Annotated in this window: 1 protein-coding gene and 2 pseudogenes; all 3 read left to right on the top strand. The window is 73.5% G+C overall.

The window, feature by feature from the left end:
- Nucleotides 1-6: 6 nt before the first annotated feature.
- A pseudogene (locus tag AC27L3_RS29105) lies at nucleotides 7-7242 on the top strand (SDR family NAD(P)-dependent oxidoreductase); the annotation flags it as partial.
- 156 nt (nucleotides 7243-7398) lie between these two features.
- Nucleotides 7399-12510 (top strand): annotated as a pseudogene (locus AC27L3_RS29100) (type I polyketide synthase); the annotation flags it as partial.
- 225 nt (nucleotides 12511-12735) lie between these two features.
- A partial coding sequence (locus tag AC27L3_RS29095) for an SDR family NAD(P)-dependent oxidoreductase (RefSeq protein WP_487237051.1) occupies nucleotides 12736-20781 on the top strand: 8046 nt, incomplete at its 3' end.

Below are 20781 nucleotides of genomic sequence, written 5' to 3'. Positions count from 1 at the left end.
TCAGGCGTGCAGGTGCAGGTGTGGGTCGGTGAGGCGGACGAGACCGGTCGTCGGGCGGTGACGATTCACTCCCGTACGGGCGAGGAGCCGTGGACCCTCCACGCCAGCGGCACCTTGGCCAGTGCCGCCCCCACTCCCTCCTTCGACGCTTCGGTATGGCCCCCGCAGGGTGCCGAGCCGGTCGATGTCTCCACCTCCTACGAACAGTTCGCCGACGCAGGTTTCGCCTACGGTCCGGCGTTCCAGGGCCTGCGGACCGCCTGGCGCCTGGGCGAGGACGTCTACGCCGACGTGGCGCTGCCCGAGGGCATCGAAGCAGGCTCCTACGGTCTGCACCCGGCCCTCTTCGACGCCGCCCTCCACGCCGCCGCAGTCGGTGGCGGGAACGGTGACGGGGGAGTGCCGTTCTCCTGGACGGGCGTTGCCCTGCACGCCACCGGTGCCGCTGCCGTACGCGTCCGCATCCGGCCCGCCGCGAACGGTGTCGAGGTGGCGATCGCCGACACCGCCGGCGCGCCCGTGGCGTCCGTGGAATCGCTGGCGGTCCGGCCCATTTCTTCTGACCAACTACGGACGGCCGCCGACCGGGACGCGCTCTTCACCGTCGCGTGGACGCCGGTCCAGGTCCCGGGCGAGGGTGCCGTTCCCACCGTCACCACGGCCACGCTCGACCTCGATCCGGAGGCCCTGGCCGCCGCGGACGGCGTCCCGGACGTCGTCCTCGTCGAGGTCGCCGGTTCGGCGGATGTCGTCGCGTCCGTGCACGAGCTGACGGCCCGTGTGCTCGGGCTCGTCCAGGCATGGGTGGCGGACGAACGGTTCGTCGCCTCGCGCCTGGCCTTCCTCACCCGGGGCGCGACCGATGGCGCCGACTTGGCGGGCGCTGCCGTCCGGGGCCTGGTCCGCTCGGCGCAGCTCGAACACCCGGGCCGTTTCGTCCTGGTGGACGTCGAGGCGGGAGCCGACGAGTCCGTCCTGCCGCAGGCCCTGGCCCTCGACGAGCCGCAGCTGGTCGTCCGCGGCGACGGCGACGTCCTGGCCGCGCGCCTGAGCCGCGCGGCGGACCGGACCCCGGCCACCGACGCCTGGGACCCGGAGGGCACCGTCCTGATCACCGGCGGTACCGGTGGTCTCGGCCGGATCGTCGCCCGGCACCTGGCCGCCCGTACCGACGTGCGCAAGCTGCTGCTGGTCAGCCGGGGCGGCCCCGCCGCCCCGGGCGTCACCGAACTGCTCGCCGAGCTGGAGGCCGACCACGGTGTGGCGGCCACCGCCGAAGCCGCCGACGTCACCGACGCGGCCGCCGTGTCGGACCTGTTCGCCCGGCACCGCATCACCGCCGTCGTCCACACGGCCGGTGTCCTCGACGACGGCGTCATCGGCTCGCTCACCCGCGACCGGCTCTCCGGCGTCCTGCGCCCCAAGGCCGACGCCGCCTGGCACCTCCACCGGGCCACCGAACACCTCGACCTCGACGCGTTCGTCGTCTTCTCCTCCGTCGCCGGTGTCTTCGGCAGCGCGGGCCAGGCCAACTACGCGGCGGGCAATGCCTTCCTCGACGCCCTCGCCGTCCACCGCGCCGCCCTCGGCCTGCCCGCCGTCTCCCTCGCCTGGGGCCCCTGGGCGCAGGCGAACAGCGGCATGACCGGCACTCTCTCCGAGGCCGGGATCGAACGCATCGCCCGCTCCGGCATGCCGGCGCTCACGACCGAGCAGGGGCTCGCCCTGTTCGACGCGGCGCTCGGCTCCGGCGAACCCCTCGCCGTACCCGTCCGCCTGGACCTGGCCGCCCTGCGCGCGTACGGGGACGTACCGCCGCTGCTGCGCGGTCTGGTCCGTACGCGCACCCGGCGCGCGTCCGCCGCAGCAGCGGCCGGTGGCGCCGCCACCTCCGGTCTCGTCGCGCGCCTGGCCGGGAAGCCGGAGGCGGAGCGGCGCGAGGCGCTGCTCGACGTCGTACGGGCGCAGATCGCCCTGGTCCTCGGACACGCGGACGGTGCGACCGTCGACCCGGCGCGTGCCTTCCAGGACCTGGGCTTCGACTCCCTCACCGCCATCGAGCTGCGCAACCGCCTCGGCAAGGCCACGGGCCTGCGGCTGCCGGCGACCGCCGTCTTCGACTACCCGACGGCCCACGCCCTGGTCGGCCACCTGCACGACGAGCTGTTCGGCACGGCCGAGAACGGTGCGGCGCAGGGTCCGGCGAGTCCGGCCACTGTGTCCGCCACGGCCGACGACCCCGTCGTCATCGTGGGCATGAGCTGCCGCTACCCCGGTGGCGTCGCCTCGCCCGAGGACCTGTGGCGGCTGGTGTCCGACGGCGTGGACGCCGTCTCCGGCTTCCCCGCCGACCGCGGCTGGGACGCCGCGGACCTCGACGAGGCCGACATCGCCACCCGCTCCGGCGGCTTCCTGCACGACGCCGCCGACTTCGACCCCGACTTCTTCGGCATGAGCCCCCGCGAGGCGCTCACCACCGACGCCCAGCAGCGTCTGCTGCTGGAGACGACGTGGGAGGCGATCGAACGCGCCGGCATCGCCCCGGCCTCGCTCAAGGGCAGCCGCACCGGCGTCTTCGCCGGCGTGATGTACCACGACTACGCCTCCCTCCTCTCCGGCCGCGAGTTCGAGGGCTACCAGGGCAGTGGCAGCGCGGGCAGCGTCGCCTCGGGCCGCGTCTCGTACACCTTCGGATTCGAAGGCCCTGCGGTCACGGTCGACACGGCGTGCTCGTCGTCGCTGGTCGCCCTGCACCTGGCCGCGCAGGCGCTGCGGGCGGGGGAGTGCTCCCTGGCGGTGGCCGGTGGTGTGACGGTGATGGCCACGCCCATGACGTTCGTCGAGTTCTCCCGCCAGGGCGGTCTGTCCCCGGACGGCCGGTGCAAGGCGTTCGCCGACGGTGCCGATGGTGTGGGCTGGGGCGAGGGCGTGGGCATGCTCGTTCTCGAGCGGCTCTCCGACGCCCGCCGCAACGGTCACCGCGTGCTGGCCGTGGTCCGGGGTTCCGCCGTCAATCAGGACGGTGCGTCCAACGGTCTGACCGCGCCCAACGGTCCGTCCCAGCAGCGCGTCATCCGCCAGGCCCTGGCCAGCGGTGGTCTGTCCACGGCCGACGTGGACGCCGTCGAGGGCCACGGCACGGGCACCACCCTCGGCGACCCGATCGAGGCCCAGGCCCTGCTCGCCACCTACGGCCGGGACCGGGACGCGGATCGACCGCTGCTGCTGGGCTCGATCAAGTCCAACATCGGCCACACGCAGGCCGCCGCCGGTGTCGCGGGCGTCATCAAGATGGTCATGGCGATGCAGCACGGCGTGCTTCCGCGCACCCTGCACGTCGATGCCCCCTCCACCCACGTCGACTGGACGGCCGGTGCCGTCGAACTGCTGCGGCAGCCCGCGCCCTGGCCGGACGCGGCGCGGCCGCGCCGGGCGGGCGTGTCCTCGTTCGGTATCTCCGGCACCAACGCCCACGTCATCCTCGAACAGCCCGAGGACCGGACGGCGCCGCAGCCGCCGGAGCCCCGGCAGGAGGCCCCCGCGGCCGGCCCGCTGCCCCTGGTCCTCTCGGCCAGGGACGAGGCCGCCCTGCCCGCGCAGGCCGCCCGCCTGCTCGCGCACCTGCAGGAGCACCCCGGCCTGCGGCTCGCGGACGTCGCGTACTCCCTGGCCACCGGCCGTACCGGCTTCCCGCACCGGGCCGTCGTCCTGGCCGCCGACCGGGACACCGCCCTGCGCGCCCTGACCGCCCTCGCCGAGGGCTCGACGGACGAGGCGGTCGCCGCAGAGGGCACGGTGCTCCCCGGGAAGCGCGCCTTCCTCTTCTCCGGCCAGGGTGCGCAGCGCCTGGGCGCGGGCCGGGAGCTGTACGCCCGTCACCCCGTCTTCGCCGCGGCCCTGGACGCCGTCCTCGACGGGCTCGACACCCACCTGGCCGGGCACCTGGAGCGGCCCGTCCGCGACGTCCTGTGGGGCGACGACGCCGAGCTTCTCGACCGCACGGTCTACGCGCAGACCGCGCTGTTCGCCCTCGAAGTGGCGCTGTTCCGGCTGGTGGAGTCCTGGGGCGTGCGCCCCGACCTGCTGCTCGGCCACTCGGTCGGCGAGATCGCGGCGGCCCACGTCGCCGGCGTGCTGTCCCTGCCCGACGCCTGCCGCCTGGTCGCCGCCCGCGCCCGCCTGATGCAGGCCCTCCCGGCCGGCGGGGCCATGGCGGCCGTACGCGCCACCGAGGACGAGGTGCGGCCCCTGCTGACCGACGACGTGGCGATCGCCGCCGTCAACGGCCCCTCCGCCGTCGTCGTCTCCGGCACCAAGGAGGCCGTCGAGGCCGTCTGCGCCCGCCTGGAGGCCGACGGCCGCCGGGCCACGCGCCTGCGGGTCTCGCACGCCTTCCACTCGCCGCTGATGGAGCCGATGCTCGCCGACTTCCGCGCGGTCGCCGAGGGCCTGGCCTACGCCCCGCCCACCGTCCCGGTCGTCTCCGACGTCACCGGCGAGATCGCCACCGAGGCACAGCTGTGCTCCCCCGAGTACTGGGTCACCCACGTCCGCGAAGCCGTGCGCTTCGCCGACGGGGTACGGACCCTGCGGGCCGCCGGCGTCACCACCTGCCTCGAACTCGGCCCCGACGGCGCCCTGTCCGCCCTGGCCGCCGAGTCCTTCGACGGGGAGCCCGCCGCCCTCGTCCCCGTCCTGCGCAAGGGCCGGGACGAGGAGACGACGCTCCTCGGCGCCCTCGCCCGGCTGTACGCCCACGGCACCGAACCCGACTGGCACGCCGTGTTCGCCGCCACCGGCGCCCGGCAGGTCGACCTGCCGACGTACGCCTTCCAGCGGAGCCGCTACTGGCCCGCCCCCTCGCACACCACCCGTGCCGGCGAGGTGCGCCACGCCGGCCTGGGCGCCGCCCGGCACCCCATGCTCGGCGCGGCCGTCGAACTCGCCGACGGCGAGGGCCACCTGCTCACCGGCCGGCTCTCCGTCACCTCCCACCCCTGGCTCGCCGACCACGTCGTCCGCGGATCCGTGCTGGTGCCCGGCACGGGGCTGCTGGAGCTGGCCGTACGGGCCGGTGACGAGGTCGGGTGCGGCCTCGTCGAGGAACTGACCCTCACCGCCCCGCTCCTGCTGCCCGCGACGGGCGGCGGCGTCCTCCTCCAGGTGCGCGTCGGCGCCCCCGACGACACCGGACGACGGACGCTCGGCATCCACTCCCGCCCCGAGGACCCCGTCGACGCCCCCTGGACCCAGCACGCCGAGGGCGTCCTCGCCCCCGCCGCCGTCCCCGCCCCGCAGCCCGACACCTCCGTCTGGCCGCCCGCGGACGCCACGGAACTGAGCGTCGAGGGCGCGTACGACACCTTCGCCGAGCACGGCTACGGCTACGGCCCCGTCTTCCAGGGCCTGCGCGCCGCCTGGCAGCGCGGTGACGAGCTCTTCGCCGAGGTCGCCCTGCCGGAGAGCGAGGCGGAGGAGGCCGGCCGCTTCGGCCTGCACCCGGCTCTGCTCGACGCGGCGATGCACGCCGCGATCCTCGCCGGCGACGCCGACGGGACGATGATCCCCTTCGCCTGGAACGACGTGTCCCTGCACGCCGAGGGCGCCGCGGCGGTCCGCGTACGCCTGTCCCGCCCGACGGACGGCGCCCTGACCCTGCAGATCACCGACCCGGCCGGCGCACCGGTGCTGTCGGTGGGCTCGGTGGCGGGCCGCCCGGTCTCCGACGACCAGCTGGGCGCGGCCGCGGCACGCACGGCGCAGACGCTGTACGGCATCGCATGGCACTCCCCGGCCGGCACCCCGGCAGCACACCACCCGTCCGCCGACGGCGGCACGGCCGTTCTCGACTGCCGCACCACGCCGCCCGGCGACGTACCGGACGCCGTACGTACCGTCACGCACCGCGTCCTGGACACCGTGCGCGAGTGGTTGGCGGTGGAGCGTGGTGCGGGCGAGCGGTTGGTCGTGGTGACGCGTGGTGCGGTGGCGACGACCGATGACGAGGTCGTCGATGTGGTCCAGGCTCCGGTGTGGGGCTTGGTGCGGGCTGCCCAGGCGGAGAACCCCGGCCGGTTCGTGCTGGTCGACGTCGACGCCGACGCTTCGGTGGAGCTGGACGATGCCGTGAGCGCGGCGCTGGCGTCGGGGGAGACCGAGCTGGCTCTGCGTGCGGGTGAGGTGCGGGTGCCGCGGCTGGTGCGTCTGGCGCCGGCAGTCGGTGACGAGGTGTCCTTCGATGCCGAGGGTGCGGTGCTGATCACCGGTGGTACGGGTGGTCTGGGTGCTGTTGTGGCTCGTTTCCTGGTGGTCGAGCGTGGTGTGCAGCATTTGGTGCTGGCGGGTCGGCGTGGCCTGGAGGCGCCGGGTGCGGTGGAGTTGCGTGAGGAGTTGTCCGGGCTGGGTGCGGAGAGTGTGCGGATCGAGGCGTGTGACGTCTCCGACCGTGCCGCGCTGACCGCTCTGGTCGAGGGCATCACCGCCGAACGTTCCCTGACCGGCGTCGTCCACGCCGCAGGCATCGGCGACAACGGTCTGGTGCAGGCCCTGACCCCCGAGCGCATGGACGCCGTCCTGGCTCCGAAGGCGGATGCGGCCTGGTGGCTGCACGAGCTGACCGAGGGCATGGACCTGGCGGCGTTCGTGCTGTTCTCGTCGGCCGGTGGCTTGGTGCTGACGGCCGGTCAGGGCAACTACGCCGCTGCCAACGTCTTTCTCGACGGTCTCGCCCAGTACCGCCGGGCACAGGGGCTGCCGGCCACGTCCATGGCCTTCGGCCTGTGGGACGTGGGCGCCGGGCTCGGCCAGTACCTCACCGAGATCGACCGCAAGCGCATGGCGACGCAAGGCGTCCCGGTGCTGACGCACGATGCCGGGCTGGCGCTGTTCGCGGCCGGCCTGCGGTCGGAGCGCGCCACCGTCGTACCCGTCCAGGTGGACACGGCGGCCCTGCGCACCCGTACCGACGAGATCCCCGCCCTCCTGCGCGGCCTGGCGCCGCGCGCCCGCCGGGCGGCAGCCGCCGCCCCCGCGCCGCAGGCCGGCCTGCACCGGCAGCTCGCCGGGCTCACCGAAGGCGAGCGGCGCCGGGCGATCCTGCAGATCGTCCGTACGCAGGTCGCGGCCGTCCTCGGGCATGCGTCCGCGGAGGCCATCGGGCCCGACAGGGCCTTCCAGGAGCTCGGTTTCGACTCCCTGGCCGCCACCGAGCTGCGCAACCAGCTCAACCGTGCCACCGGCCTGCGCCTGCCCGCCACCCTCGTCTTCGACCACCCCAACTCCCGGGCCGTCGGGGAGCACATCGAGGGACTCCTCGCCGGCAACACGGACGCCGCCGACACTGCCCTCGTGCGTACGGCCGGGGTCCCGGCGGACGACGAGCCGGTCGCCATCATCGGCATGGCCTGCCGCTACCCGGGCGGCGTGACCAGCCCCGAGGACCTGTGGAGGCTCGTCGCCGACGGCGTCGACACCCTCTCCGACCTGCCCGGCGACCGCGGCTGGAACCTCGCCGACCTCTACGACCCCGAGCCCGGCAAGGAGGGCAGGAGCTACACCCGCCACGGCAGCTTCCTGCACGACGCCGCCGACTTCGACCCCGGCTTCTTCGGCATCTCGCCGCGCGAGGCCACCTACATGGACCCCCAGCAGCGCCTGCTGCTGGAGACCTCCTGGGAGGCGATCGAGCGGGCCGGCATCGACCCGTCCTCGCTCAAGGGCAGCGACACCGGCGTCTTCTCCGGCGTCATGTACCACGACTACGCCCTGAACGTCTCGCCCTCCGGCACCAGCGGCGGCAGCGTCGTCTCCGGCCGCGTCTCCTACACCTTCGGGTTCGAAGGGCCCGCGGTCACGGTCGACACCGCCTGCTCGTCCTCGCTCGTCGCCCTGCACCTCGCCGTGCAGGCACTGCGCTCGGGCGAGTGCTCGCTGGCCCTGGCCGGCGGCGCCACGGTGATGTCCACGCCGGGCATGTTCATCGAGTTCAGCCGGCAGCGCGGCCTGTCGCCCGACGGCCGCTGCAAGGCGTTCGCCGGCGCCGCCGACGGCGTCGGCTGGTCGGAGGGCGCGGGCGTCCTCCTCGTCGAACGGCTCTCGGACGCCCTGCGCAACGGCCACCGCGTCCTCGCCGTCGTGCGCGGCACGGCGGTCAACCAGGACGGCGCCAGCAACGGCTTCTCCGCCCCCAACGGCCCCTCGCAGCAGCGGGTCATCCGCCAGGCCCTGGCCGGCGCCGGACTGCCGGCGTCCGAGGTGGACGCGGTGGAGGCGCACGGCACGGGAACGACGCTGGGCGACCCCATCGAGGCCCAGGCCCTGATCGCCACCTACGGCCAGGACCGGCCGGCCGACCGGCCGCTGTGGCTGGGCTCGATCAAGTCCAACATCGGCCACGCCCAGGCCGCCGCCGGCGTCGCCGGCGTCATGAAGATGGTCATGGCGATGCAGGAGGGCGTCCTGCCGCGCACCCTGCATGTCGACGAGCCCTCCCCGCACGTCGACTGGACCGCCGGCGCCGTCGAACTGCTCACCGAGCCCCGGCCCTGGCCGGAGACCGGACGCCGGCGCCGCGCCGCCGTCTCCGCGTTCGGCATCAGCGGCACCAACGCCCACGTCGTCCTCGAACAGGGCCCGCAGCCGGAACCGCCCGCAGCGCAAGCCGCCGGCGCCCCCGGCACGGACGTCCTTGCGTGGCCGGTCAGCGCCGCCACCCCGCAGGCGCTGCGCGCCCAGGCGGAGCGGCTCCACACCTTCCTCGCGGCCCGCCCCGAACTCGGCGCCGAGCCGATCGCCCGCTCGCTGGCCACGACGCGCGCCGCACTCGAACACCGCGCGGTCGTCGTCGGCACGGACCGCGACCAGCTCCTGCGCGGCCTCGCGGCCCTCGCCCACGACGAGCCGACCTCGGCCGTCGTCACGGCAACGGCACGCCCCGACGACTCGACGGCGTTCCTGTTCACGGGTCAGGGTGCGCAGCGGTTGGGGATGGGGCGTGAGGTGTACGAGCGCTTCCCTGTCTTCGCCGAGGCGTTCGATGCGGTGTGTGCGGGTCTGGACGAGCACCTCGACCGTCCCCTGCGTGAGGTCGTCTGGGGCGAGGACGAGGAGCTGCTGAACCGCACAGTGTACGCGCAGGCGGCGCTGTTCGCGGTCGAGGTCGCGCTGTTCCGTCTGGTGGAGTCGTGGGGCATTCGCGCCGACTACATTGCCGGGCATTCGATCGGTGAGGTGACGGCGGCGCACGTGGCCGGGGTCTTCTCGCTCTCGGACGCGTGTGCGTTGGTGGCTGCGCGGGGTCGTTTGATGCAGGCGCTGCCTGCCGGTGGCGCGATGGTGGCCGTCGAGGCGACGGAGGCCGAGGTGCTGCCCCACCTGACCGACGAGGTGTCGATCGCGGCCGTCAACGGCCCGTCGTCCGTCGTGGTGTCGGGTGCCGAGGCGGCGGTGCTGGACGTGGCCGCCCGCTTCGAGGCCGAGGGCCGCAGGACGAGTCGTCTGCGGGTCTCGCACGCCTTCCACTCGCCCCTGATGGAACCGATGCTGGAGGACTTCCGCGAGATCGTCTCGGAGCTCGCTTTCGCCGCTCCCTCGATCCCCGTGGCGTCCAACCTGACCGGTGCCCTCGCCACCTCCGACGAGCTCACCTCACCGTCGTACTGGGTCGACCACGTCCGCCGAGCCGTCCGCTTCGCCGACGCCGTACGGGCCCTGCACGCCGACGGCGTGACGCGGTTCGTCGAGCTCGGGCCGGACGCCGTGCTGAGCGGCATGGCCGAGGCGGCGCTGGAGGGCGACGCCCCGGGAGCGGTGGCCGTGCCGTTCCTGCGCAAGGGCCGGGACGAGGCCGCCACCGCCGTGGCCGCCGTCGCCCGCCTGCACGCCCACGGCGTGCCCGTCGACTGGCACGCCTTCTTCGCCCGGCCCGGGACGGATGGGCCCGCGACGGGTAACCCCGCATCGCAGCCGGTCGACCTGCCGACCTACGCCTTCCAGCGCCAGCGCTACTGGGTGAACGCCACCACCGGCACGGCCGACCTGGGTTCGGCCGGCATGGAAGCGGTGACGCACCCGCTGCTGGGCGCCGTGGTGCGGCTCCCGGAGTCCGGCGGGGTCGTCCTCACCGGCCGCCTGTCGCTCTCCTCGCACCCCTGGCTCGCCGACCACGCCGTCAAGGGCACGGTGCTGCTGCCGGGCACCGGGCTGGTGGAACTCGCCGTACGGGCGGGCGACGAGGCCGGCTGCGCCGTCCTGGAAGAGCTGACGCTCGCCGCGCCGCTGGTGCTGCCCGAGCACGGCGCCGTCCACGTCCGGGTCGTCGTCGGCCCGGCGGAGGCGGAGGCGGAGGCCGGAACGGGCGCGGAGGCCGGTCGCCGGCCGGTGGCCGTCCACTCCCGCCCCGACGGCGCCCCGGACGGCGCCTGGACGCGGCACGCGTCCGGCTTCCTCACCCCGGCCGCCGCAGGCGCCCCCGCCACCGACGAACCGGCGGCCGCCGCCTGGCCGCCCGCCGGCGCCGAGCCGGTGCCGCTGGAGGGCGCGTACGAGACGCTGCAGCAGCACGGCTACGGCTACGGCCCCGTCTTCCAGGGCCTGCGCGCCGCCTGGCGCCGGGGCGACGAGCTCTTCGCCGAGGTCGCCCTGCCGGAGAGCGAGGCGGAGGAGGCCGGTCGTTTCGGCCTGCATCCGGCTCTGCTCGACGCGGCGATGCACGCCGCGATCCTCGTCGGCGACGCCGGCGAGACGATGATCCCCTTCGCCTGGAACGACGTGACGCTGCACGCCGTCGGCGCGTCCGCCGTCCGCGTGCGCCTCACCCAGGTCGACAACGGCGGACTGGCCCTGGCCGTCACCGACACCACGGGCCGCCCGGTGCTGTCCGTCGGCTCGATGGTGGGCCGGCCGGTCTCCGCCGACCAGCTGGAGTCCGCGGAGGGCGGCGCGAAGCTGCCGCTGTACGGGATCGAGTGGCCGGTCCTGCCCGCCACCTCCGACAGCGGTACCGCTCCGGCCACCGAACCGCAGCTGCTCGACGTTACGCAGCTCGCCGCCGACACCACCGACACCACTGACGCTGCCGACGTCCCCGACGTCCCCGGTGGGATGCGGACCGTCATGGACCGCGTGCTGCGCGCGGTACGTGAGTGGTTGGCGGTGGAGCGTGGTGCGGGCGAGCGGTTGGTCGTGGTGACGCGTGGTGCGGTGGCGACGACCGATGACGAGGTCGTCGATGTGGTCCAGGCTCCGGTGTGGGGTCTGGTGCGGGCCGCCCAGGCGGAGAATCCCGGACGGTTCGTGCTGGTCGACGTCGACGCCGACGCTTCGGTGGAGCTGGACGATGCCGTGAGCGCGGCGCTGGCGTCGGGGGAGACCGAGCTGGCTCTGCGCGGGGGTGAGGTGCGGGTGCCGCGGCTGGTGCGTCTGGCCCCGGCGGTGGGTGAAGTGGTGTCGTTCGACGCCGATGGTGCGGTGCTGATCACCGGTGGTACGGGTGGTCTGGGTGCTGTTGTGGCTCGTTTCCTGGTGGCCGAGCGTGGTGTCCGGCACTTGGTGCTGGTGGGCCGGCGTGGCCTGGATGCGCCGGGTGCGGTGGAGTTGCGCGAGGAGTTGTCCGGGCTGGGTGCGCAGAGTGTGCGGATCGAGGCGTGTGACGTCTCCGACCGTGCCGCGCTGACCGCTCTGGTCGAGGGCATCACCGCCGAACGCCCCCTGACCGGCGTCGTCCACGCCGCAGGCGTGGGGGACAGCGCCCTCGTCGACGCGCTGACCACCGAACAGATCGACACCGTCCTGGCTTCGAAGGCGGATGCGGCCTGGTGGCTGCACGAGCTGACCGAGGACATGGATCTGGCGGCGTTCGTGCTGTTCTCGTCGGCCGGTGGTCTGGTGCTGACGGCCGGTCAGGGCAATTACGCCGCTGCCAACGTCTTCCTGGACGGCCTTGCCCAGTACCGCCGGGCACAGGGGCTGCCGGCCACGTCCATGGCCTTCGGCCTGTGGGAGGTCGGTGCGGGGCTCGGCCAGTACCTCAGCGACATCGACCGCAAGCGCATGGCCACCCAGGGCGTCCCCGCCCTCGGCCATGCGCAGGGCACGGCCCTGTTCGCGGAAGGTCTGCGGTCCGAGCGCGCCACCGTCGTCCCCATCCGGGTCGACACCACCGCCCTGCGCACCCGCACCGACGAGATCCCGGCCCTCCTGCGCGGGCTCGTACCCCCCGCGCGCCGCACCGCGACCGCGGCCGACGCGGCTCCCGGAGCCGCCGGTCTCGCACAGCGTCTGGCGGGTCTGACGCCCGCCGAGCGGCGCCGGGCGATCCTGCAGATCGTCCGTACGCAGGTCGCGGCCGTCCTCGGGCACGCCTCCGCGGAGGCCATCGGGCCCGACAAGGCGTTCCAGGAGCTCGGTTTCGACTCCCTGGCCGCCACCGAGCTGCGCAACCAGCTCAACCGCGCCACCGGCCTGCGCCTGCCCGCCACCCTCGTCTTCGACCACCCCAACTCGGAGGCGGTGACCGGCCACATCGAGGAGCAGCTCGCCCCCGTGCCGGTCGCCGGCGAAGCCGCGCCCGCGCGGTCCGCAGAGGACGAGGTCCGGCAGGCCCTGCAGACCATCCCCACCCGCCGCCTGCGCGACGCCGGCCTGATGGACAGCCTCCTGGAGCTGGCCGACGCGACGGTACGCGGGACGGTCGACGAGCCGGAGGACGAGGAACTCCTCACCACGGACGGCGACACCATGGAGGGCGGCGATGCACTGCTCGCCGCCCGCCGCGAGACCGTCCGGCTGCGCGCCGAGAATCGCAAGCTGTCCGCCGCCCGGTACGAGCCGATCGCCATCGTCGGCATGGCCTGCCGCTACCCCGGCGGCGTCACCAGCCCCGAGGACCTCTGGCGCCTGGTGACGGACGGCAGCGACGCCGTCTCCGCCTTCCCCGACGACCGCGGCTGGGAGGGCTTCCCGGACACCGGGCAGTACCCCCACCTCGGCGGATTCCTCGACCGGGTCGCCGACTTCGACCCCGGCTTCTTCGGGATCTCCCCGCGCGAGGCCCACGCCATGGACCCGCAGCAGCGCCTCACCCTCGAACTGTCGTGGGAGGCCCTGGAGCGGGCCGGCATCGACCCCACCTCGCTGCGTGGCACCCGTACCGGCGTCTTCGCCGGCGTGATGTACCACGACTACCCCGGCAGCGACGGCAACGGCAGCGTGGTCTCCGGCCGCGTCTCGTACAAGCTCGGCCTGGAGGGCCCCGCCGTCTCGGTCGACACGGCATGCTCCTCGTCCCTGGTGGCGCTGCACCTCGCCGTCCAGGCCCTGCGCCAGGGCGACTGCTCGCTGGCGGTCACGGGCGGTGTGACGGTGCTGTCCACGCCCGGTGTCTTCGCCGAGTTCGGACGCCAGGGCGCCCTCTCGGCCGACGGCAGGTGCAAGTCCTTCGCCTCGGCGGCCGACGGCACCGGCTTCTCCGAGGGCGCGGGCTTCCTGGTGGTCGAGCGACTCTCCGACGCCGTGCGCAACGGGCACCCGGTCCTGGCCGTCGTCCGCGGAACCGCCGTCAACCAGGACGGCGCCTCCAACGGCCTGACCGCCCCCAACGGTCCCGCACAGCGCCGCGTCATCCGCCAGGCCCTGGCCAACGCCCGCCTCTCCGCCGACCAGATCGACGCCGTGGAGGCGCACGGTACGGGGACGACGCTGGGCGACCCCATCGAGGCCCAGGCCCTGATCGCCACGTACGGTCAGAACCGTGAGGCGGACCGGCCGCTGTGGCTGGGCTCGGTGAAGTCCAACATCGGCCACACGCAGGCCGCGGCGGGTGTTGCGGGCGTCATCAAGATGGTGATGGCCATGCGCCACGGCGTCCTGCCGCCCACGCTGCACGTCGACGCCCCCTCCGAGAAGGTCGACTGGAGCGCCGGCGCCGTCGAGCTGCTCACCGAGACCCGCGCGTGGACCCCGGCCGCCCCCGGCCGGCCCCGCCGGGCGGGTGTGTCCTCGTTCGGCATCAGCGGCACCAACGCCCATGTCCTGGTCGAACAGGCCCCGGAGACCGGTGACGACAGCACCGAGGAGCCCGCGGTGACGCCGGGAGCCCTGCCCTGGGTGCTCTCGGCCCACGACCGGACCGCCCTCCTCGCACAGGCACAGCGCCTCCTGGACGGCCCCGGCCGCGAGCTGGACCCGCTGGACGTGGCCTACTCGCTGGCCACGACACGGGCCGCCCTGGAACAGCGCGTGGCCGTCGTGGGCACGACCAGGGACGACCTCCTGGCCGCCCTGGCCGCCGTGACCCGCGGCGAGACGCCCGCCGACCGGATACGGACGGACGGCCTCCAGGCGTTCCTGTTCACGGGTCAGGGTGCGCAGCGGCTGGGGATGGGGCGTGAGGTGTATGCGCGCTTCTCTGTGTTCGCCGAGGCGTTCGATGCGGTGTGTGCGGTGCTGGACGAGCACCTTGAGCTGCCGGTTCGTGAGGTGGTGTGGGGTGAGGACGCAGACCTGCTGAACCGCACGGTGTACGCCCAGGCGGGCTTGTTCGCGCTGGAAGTGGCCTTGTTCCGGCTGGTCGAGTCGTGGGGTGTGCGTCCGGACTACGTTGCCGGGCATTCGATCGGTGAGGTGGCGGCGGCGCATGTGGCCGGGGTCTTCTCGCTGGCGGATGCTTGCGCGTTGGTGGCTGCGCGGGGTCGTTTGATGCAGGCGCTGCCTGCCGGTGGCGCGATGGTCGCGGTGCAGGCGACGGAGGCCGAGGTGCTGCCCCACCTGACCGACGAGGTGTCGATCGCGGCGATCAATGGCCCGTCGTCCGTCGTCGTCTCGGGTGCGGAGGAGGCCGTCCTGGAGGTTGCCGCCCGTTTCGAGGCCGAGGGTCGGAAGGCGAGTCGTCTGCGGGTCTCGCACGCTTTTCACTCGCCGTTGATGGATCCGATGTTGGAGGACTTCCGCGAGGTCGTCTCGGGGCTCGCTTTCGCCGCTCCCTCAATTCCCGTGGTGTCGAATGTGACGGGCCGTCTGGCCTCCGCCGAGGAGTTGGGGTCGCCCGATTACTGGGTCACCCATGTCCGTGAGGCGGTCCGCTTCGCCGAGGGCATCAGTACGCTGCAGGTGGAAGGGGTGAGGCGGTTCCTCGAACTCGGTCCCGACGGCGTGTTGTCCGCCATGGCCCAGGAATCCCTGGCCGGAGACGAGACCGTTCTGATCCCCGCACTGCGCAAGCGCGGCGCGGAGGAATCGGCAATCGTGGACGCCCTGGCACGCCTGCACGTCGCCGGCGGGCGCGTCGACTGGGCCGCGTTCTTCGCCGGCACCGGCGCGCGCCGCGTCGACCTGCCGACGTACCCGTTCCAGCACCAGCGCTTCTGGCCGGCCGTCATGACGCCGAGCGGCAGCGCCGACTCCGTCGAGCATCCTCTGCTCAACGGCGTGGTCACTCTGGCGGGTTCCGACGGCTTCCTGCTCACGGGACGCCTGTCGGCTCGCTCGCACGCCTGGCTGGCGGATCACGTGGTGATGGGTTCGGTGCTGGTGCCGGGTACGGCCCTGGTCGAGCTCGCTCTGCGCGCCGGTGACGAGGCGGGTTGCGGTGTCGTGGAGGAGCTGACGCTTGCCGCCCCGCTGGTTCTGCCCGAGCAGGGTGCGGGTGTGCAGGTGCAGGTGTGGGTCGGTGAGGCGGACGAGACCGGTCGCCGGGCGGTGACGATTCACTCCCGTACCGGCGAGGAGCCGTGGATGCTCCACGCGAACGGTGTGGTGGCCGAAGGCTCGACCGCCCAGGCGTTCGAGGCCGAGGTGTGGCCTCCCACGGGCGCGGAGGCCATGGACGTCTCCGACTGCTACGAGCGGTTCGCCGACGCCGGGTTCGCGTACGGTCCGGCGTTCCAGGGCCTGCGGGCCGCTTGGCGCCTGGGCGAGGACGTCTACGCCGAGGTGGCGCTGCCCGACGGCATCGAGGCGGGCGCCTATGGTCTGCACCCGGCGCTCTTCGACGCCGCCCTCCACGCCGCCGCAGTCGGTGGGGGGAACGGTGACGGGGGAGTGCCGTTCTCCTGGACGGGTGTCTCTCTGCACGCCACCGGTGCCGCTGCCGTGCGCGTCCGCATCCGGCCCGCCGCGAACGGTGTCGAGGTGGCGATCGCCGACGCCACCGGCGCGCCCGTGGCGTCCGTGGAATCGCTCGTCGTCCGGCCCGTCTCCTCGGACCAGCTGCGGACGGCCGGACGCGATTCCCTCTTCACGGTCGAGTGGACCGCGGTTCCCTCGGGTGAGGAATCCGTCGGATCGCTGAATGTGCTGGCACTCGACGAGGCCGCTTCCCTCACCGACACGACGGACGTCCCGGACGCCGTCGTGGCCCGGATACCGGCCTCCGCGGACGCGGACGCGGACGCGGACGTGGACGCGGCCACCGCCGTCCACGAGGCGACGTCCCGCGTCCTCGGGACGATCCAGGAGTGGCTCGCGGACGAACGGTTCGCCGCGTCGCGCCTGGTCTTCCTGACGCAGGGCGCCACGACCGGCACCGACCTCGCCGCTGCTGCCGTGTGGGGTCTGGTTCGTTCGGCGCAGTCGGAGCACCCCGGGCGTTTCGTCCTGGTCGATGTCGACGGTGCTGTTGTTCCCGATGAGGGGACGCTGGTCCGGGCGCTGGCCACGGACGAGCCCCAGTTGCTCATTGGTGCTGATGGCGATCTGCGCGCGGCCCGGTTGGCCCGGGTCCCGTCCGCCGGATCCGTGGCCGGCAGGGCGTGGGACTCCGAGGGTACGGTTCTGATCACGGGTGGTACCGGTGGTCTGGGGCGGATCGTGGCCCGGCATTTGGCGGCCCGTGACGACGTGCGGAGTCTGCTGCTGGTGTCTCGCAGTGGGCCGGATGCCGACGGTGTCCGGGACCTGCTGGTGGAGCTCAAGGCGGATCACGGCGTCATCGCTCTCGCCGAGGCCGCCGACGTCACCGATGCGGCCGCGGTGGCGGATCTGTTCACGCGGCACCGCATCACCGCCGTCGTTCATACAGCCGGCGTCCTCGACGACGGTGTGGTGGAGTCGCTGACGCCGGAGCGGTTGACCCGCGTCCTGCGGCCGAAGGCCGACGCCGCGTGGCACCTCCACCGGGCCACCGAGAACCTCGACCTCGACGCGTTCGTCGTCTTCTCCTCCGTCGCCGGCACGCTGGGCAGCCCGGGGCAGGGCAACTACGCGGCGGGCAACGCCTTCCTCGACGCCCTGGCCGTCCACCGGCGCGCCGCCGGCCTGCCCGCCGTCTCCCTCGCCTGGGGCCCCTGGGCACAGGGCAGCGGGATGACGGAGGCACTGAGCGAGGCCGAGATCGAGCGGATGACGCGGGCCGGCATGCCGCCGCTGTCCGTTGACGAGGGCCTCGGGCTGTTCGACGCCGCGGTGACGACCGTCACCGAGCCGACGGTGCTGCCGGTGCGCCTGGACCTCGCGGCCGTGCGGGCACAGGCCGCGGACGTACCGCCGCTGCTGCGCGGCCTCGTCCGTACGCGCACCCTGCGCCGTGCGGGTACCGCGGCCGCCACGTCCGGACTGGGCCGGCGCCTGGCCGCGCTGGGCGCCGTCGAGCGCCGCGAAGAGCTGCTCGACGCGGTACGGGGGCAGATCGCCGCCGTACTCGGTCACGCGAGCGCCATGGACGTCGACCCGCACCGTGCCTTCCAGGATCTCGGCTTCGATTCCTTGACGGCTGTGGAGTTGCGCAACCGTCTCGGGTCGGTGACCGGTCTGCGGTTGCCGGCGACGCTGGTGTTCGACTATCCGACGGCTGATGCGTTGGTGTCGTTCCTGTTGGAGGAACTCTTCGGGGCCGAGACGGCGGCGGTGGTGGTGGTGCCGTCGGCGGTGCTGCCGTCGGTGTCGGACGACCCGATCGTGATCGTCGGCATGAGCTGCCGCTACCCGGGCGGGGTCTCCTCCCCGGAGGACCTGTGGCGGCTGGTGTCGGACGGGGTGGACGCGGTGTCGGGCTTCCCGACCGACCGCGGCTGGGACCTGGAGGAGCTCTACCACCCGGACCCCGCCCACACCGGCACGGTCTACACCCGCGAGGGCGGATTCCTCCGGGACGCCGCCGAGTTCGACCCGGCGTTCTTCGGGATGAGCCCGCGCGAGGCGATGGCCACAGACGCGCAGCAGCGCCTGCTGCTGGAGGCGACCTGGGAGGCCGTCGAGCGGGCGGGCATCGACCCGACCGCCCTGCGCGGCAGCCGGACCGGCGTCTTCGCGGGCGTCATGTACAACGACTACGCCAACCTCCTCTCCGGCGCCGAGTTCGAGGGCTACCAGGGCAGTGGGAGTGCGGGCAGCGTCGCCTCCGGCCGTGTCTCGTACACGTTCGGTTTCGAGGGCCCGGCGGTGACCGTCGACACGGCGTGCTCGTCGTCGCTGGTGGCGCTGCACCTGGCCGCCCAGGCGCTGCGGGCGGGGGAGTGTTCACTGGCGGTGGCCGGTGGTGTGACGGTGATGTCGACGCCGACGACGTTCGTGGAGTTCTCGCGTCAGCGGGGGCTGGCTCCCGACGGCCGTTCCAAGGCCTTCGCGGACGCGGCCGATGGTGTCGGTTGGTCGGAGGGCGTCGGCATGCTGGTGCTGGAGCGGCTGTCGGATGCCCGCAGGAACGGTCACCGGGTGTTGGCGGTGGTGCGAGGAAGTGCGGTCAACCAGGACGGTGCCTCCAACGGCCTGACGGCACCCAACGGCCCCTCCCAGCAGCGCGTCATCCGGCAGGCCCTGGCCTCCGCCGGCCTGACCACCGCCGACGTCGACGCCGTCGAGGCGCACGGCACGGGCACCACCCTCGGTGACCCGATCGAGGCCCAGGCACTGATCGCCACGTACGGTCAGGACCGGCCGGCGGACCGGCCGCTGTGGCTGGGCTCGGTGAAGTCCAACCTCGGCCACACGCAGGCCGCGGCCGGTGTTGCGGGCGTCATCAAGATGGTGCTGGCGATGCAGGAAGGTGTCCTGCCGCGCACACTCCACGTCGACGCCCCCTCCACCCACGTGGACTGGACGGCCGGAGCCGTGGAACTGCTGACGGACGAGCGGACCTGGACGGACACGGGCCGGCCGCGCCGCGCGGGTGTGTCCTCGTTCGGCATCAGCGGGACGAACGCCCACGTCATCCTTGAGCAGCCCGAGCCGGTGGAGACGCCGGCCGAGGCGGCGGAGGTGAGCGCCACGGGCGTGGTGCCCCTGGTGTTGTCCGGCAAGAGCGAGACCGCACTGCGCGCACAGGCCCAGCGCCTGGCCGCCTTCCTTGCGGAACACCCCGAGCGGCATCTGACGGACGTCGGATTCTCGCTGGCCACCATGCGAGCCGCCTTCCAGCACCGCGCCGTGGTCCTCACCGCGCAGGACCGCCCGGCGGCCGTACGCGCGCTGACTGCATTGGCAGCGGGCGAGGCCGCACCGGAGACGCTCGAAGCCCAGGCAGGCAACGGCAGGACGGCGTTCCTGTTCACGGGTCAGGGTGCGCAGCGGTTGGGGATGGGGCGTGAGTTGTATGAGCGCTTCCCCGTGTTCGCCGAGGCGTTTGATGCGGTGTGTGCGGGTCTGGACGAGCACCTCGACCGTCCCCTGCGTGAGGTCGTCTGGGGCGAGGACGAGGAACTGCTGAACCGCACGGTGTATGCGCAGGCCGCGCTGTTCGCGGTCGAGGTGGCGCTGTTCCGCCTGGTGGAGTCGTGGGGCGTCCGCGCCGACTACGTTGCCGGGCATTCGATCGGTGAGGTGGCGGCGGCGCATGTGGCCGGGGTCTTCTCGCTCTCGGACGCGTGTGCGTTGGTGGCTGCGCGGGGTCGTTTGATGCAGGCGCTGCCTGCCGGTGGCGCGATGGTCGCGGTGCAGGCCACGGAGGCCGAGGTGCTGCCGCATCTGACCGGCGAGGTGTCGATCGCGGCGATCAATGGCCCGTCGTCCGTCGTGGTCTCGGGTGCGGAGGATGCCGTCCTGGAGGTTGCCGCCCGCTTCGAGGCCGAGGGGCGGAAGACGAGTCGTCTGCGGGTCTCGCACGCGTTCCACTCGCCGTTGATGGAGCCGATGTTGGAGGACTTCCGCGGGGTCGTCTCGGGGCTCGCTGTCGCCGCTCCCTCGATTCCCGTGGTGTCGAATGTGACCGGCAGCCTTGCGACCGCCGAGGAGCTGGGGTCGGCCGACTACTGGGTCGCCCACGTTCGCGAGGCGGTCCGCTTCTCCGAGGGCATCGGCACGCTGCAGGCGGAAGGGGTGAGGCGGTTCCTCGAACTCGGCCCCGACGGCGTGTTGTCCGCCATGGCCCAGGAATCCCTGACCGAGGACGCCGTCCTGGTTCCCGTCCTGCGCAGGAACAAGGACGAGGAAACCGCCGCGGTGACTGCCCTCGCACGGATGCACGCGCACGGGGTCACGGTCGACTGGGCCGCGTTCTTCGCCGGCACCGGCGCCCGGCCCGTGGACCTGCCGACGTACGCCTTCGAACATCGGCGGTTCTGGCCGGCGGGTGTGGCGGTACGTGCGGGTGATGTGCGGTTCGCGGGTCTGTCGTCGGCGGAGCATCCGCTGCTGGGTGCGGCGGTGGAGCTGGTGAACACGGAAGGTTTCCTGTTCACGGGGCGCCTGTCCGTGCAGTCGCACCCGTGGCTGGCGGATCATGTGGTGATGGGTTCGGTGCTGGTGCCGGGTACGGCGCTGGTCGAGCTCGCTCTGCGCGCCGGTGACGAGGCGGGTTGCAGCGTGGTGGAGGAGCTGACGCTCGCCGCGCCGCTGGTTCTGCCCGAGCAGGGT

Source organism: Streptomyces sp. PKA51 (assembly GCF_057552455.1).
Note: the sequence above shows the minus strand (reverse complement) of the source record. Positions and strands in the feature narration are given on the sequence as shown.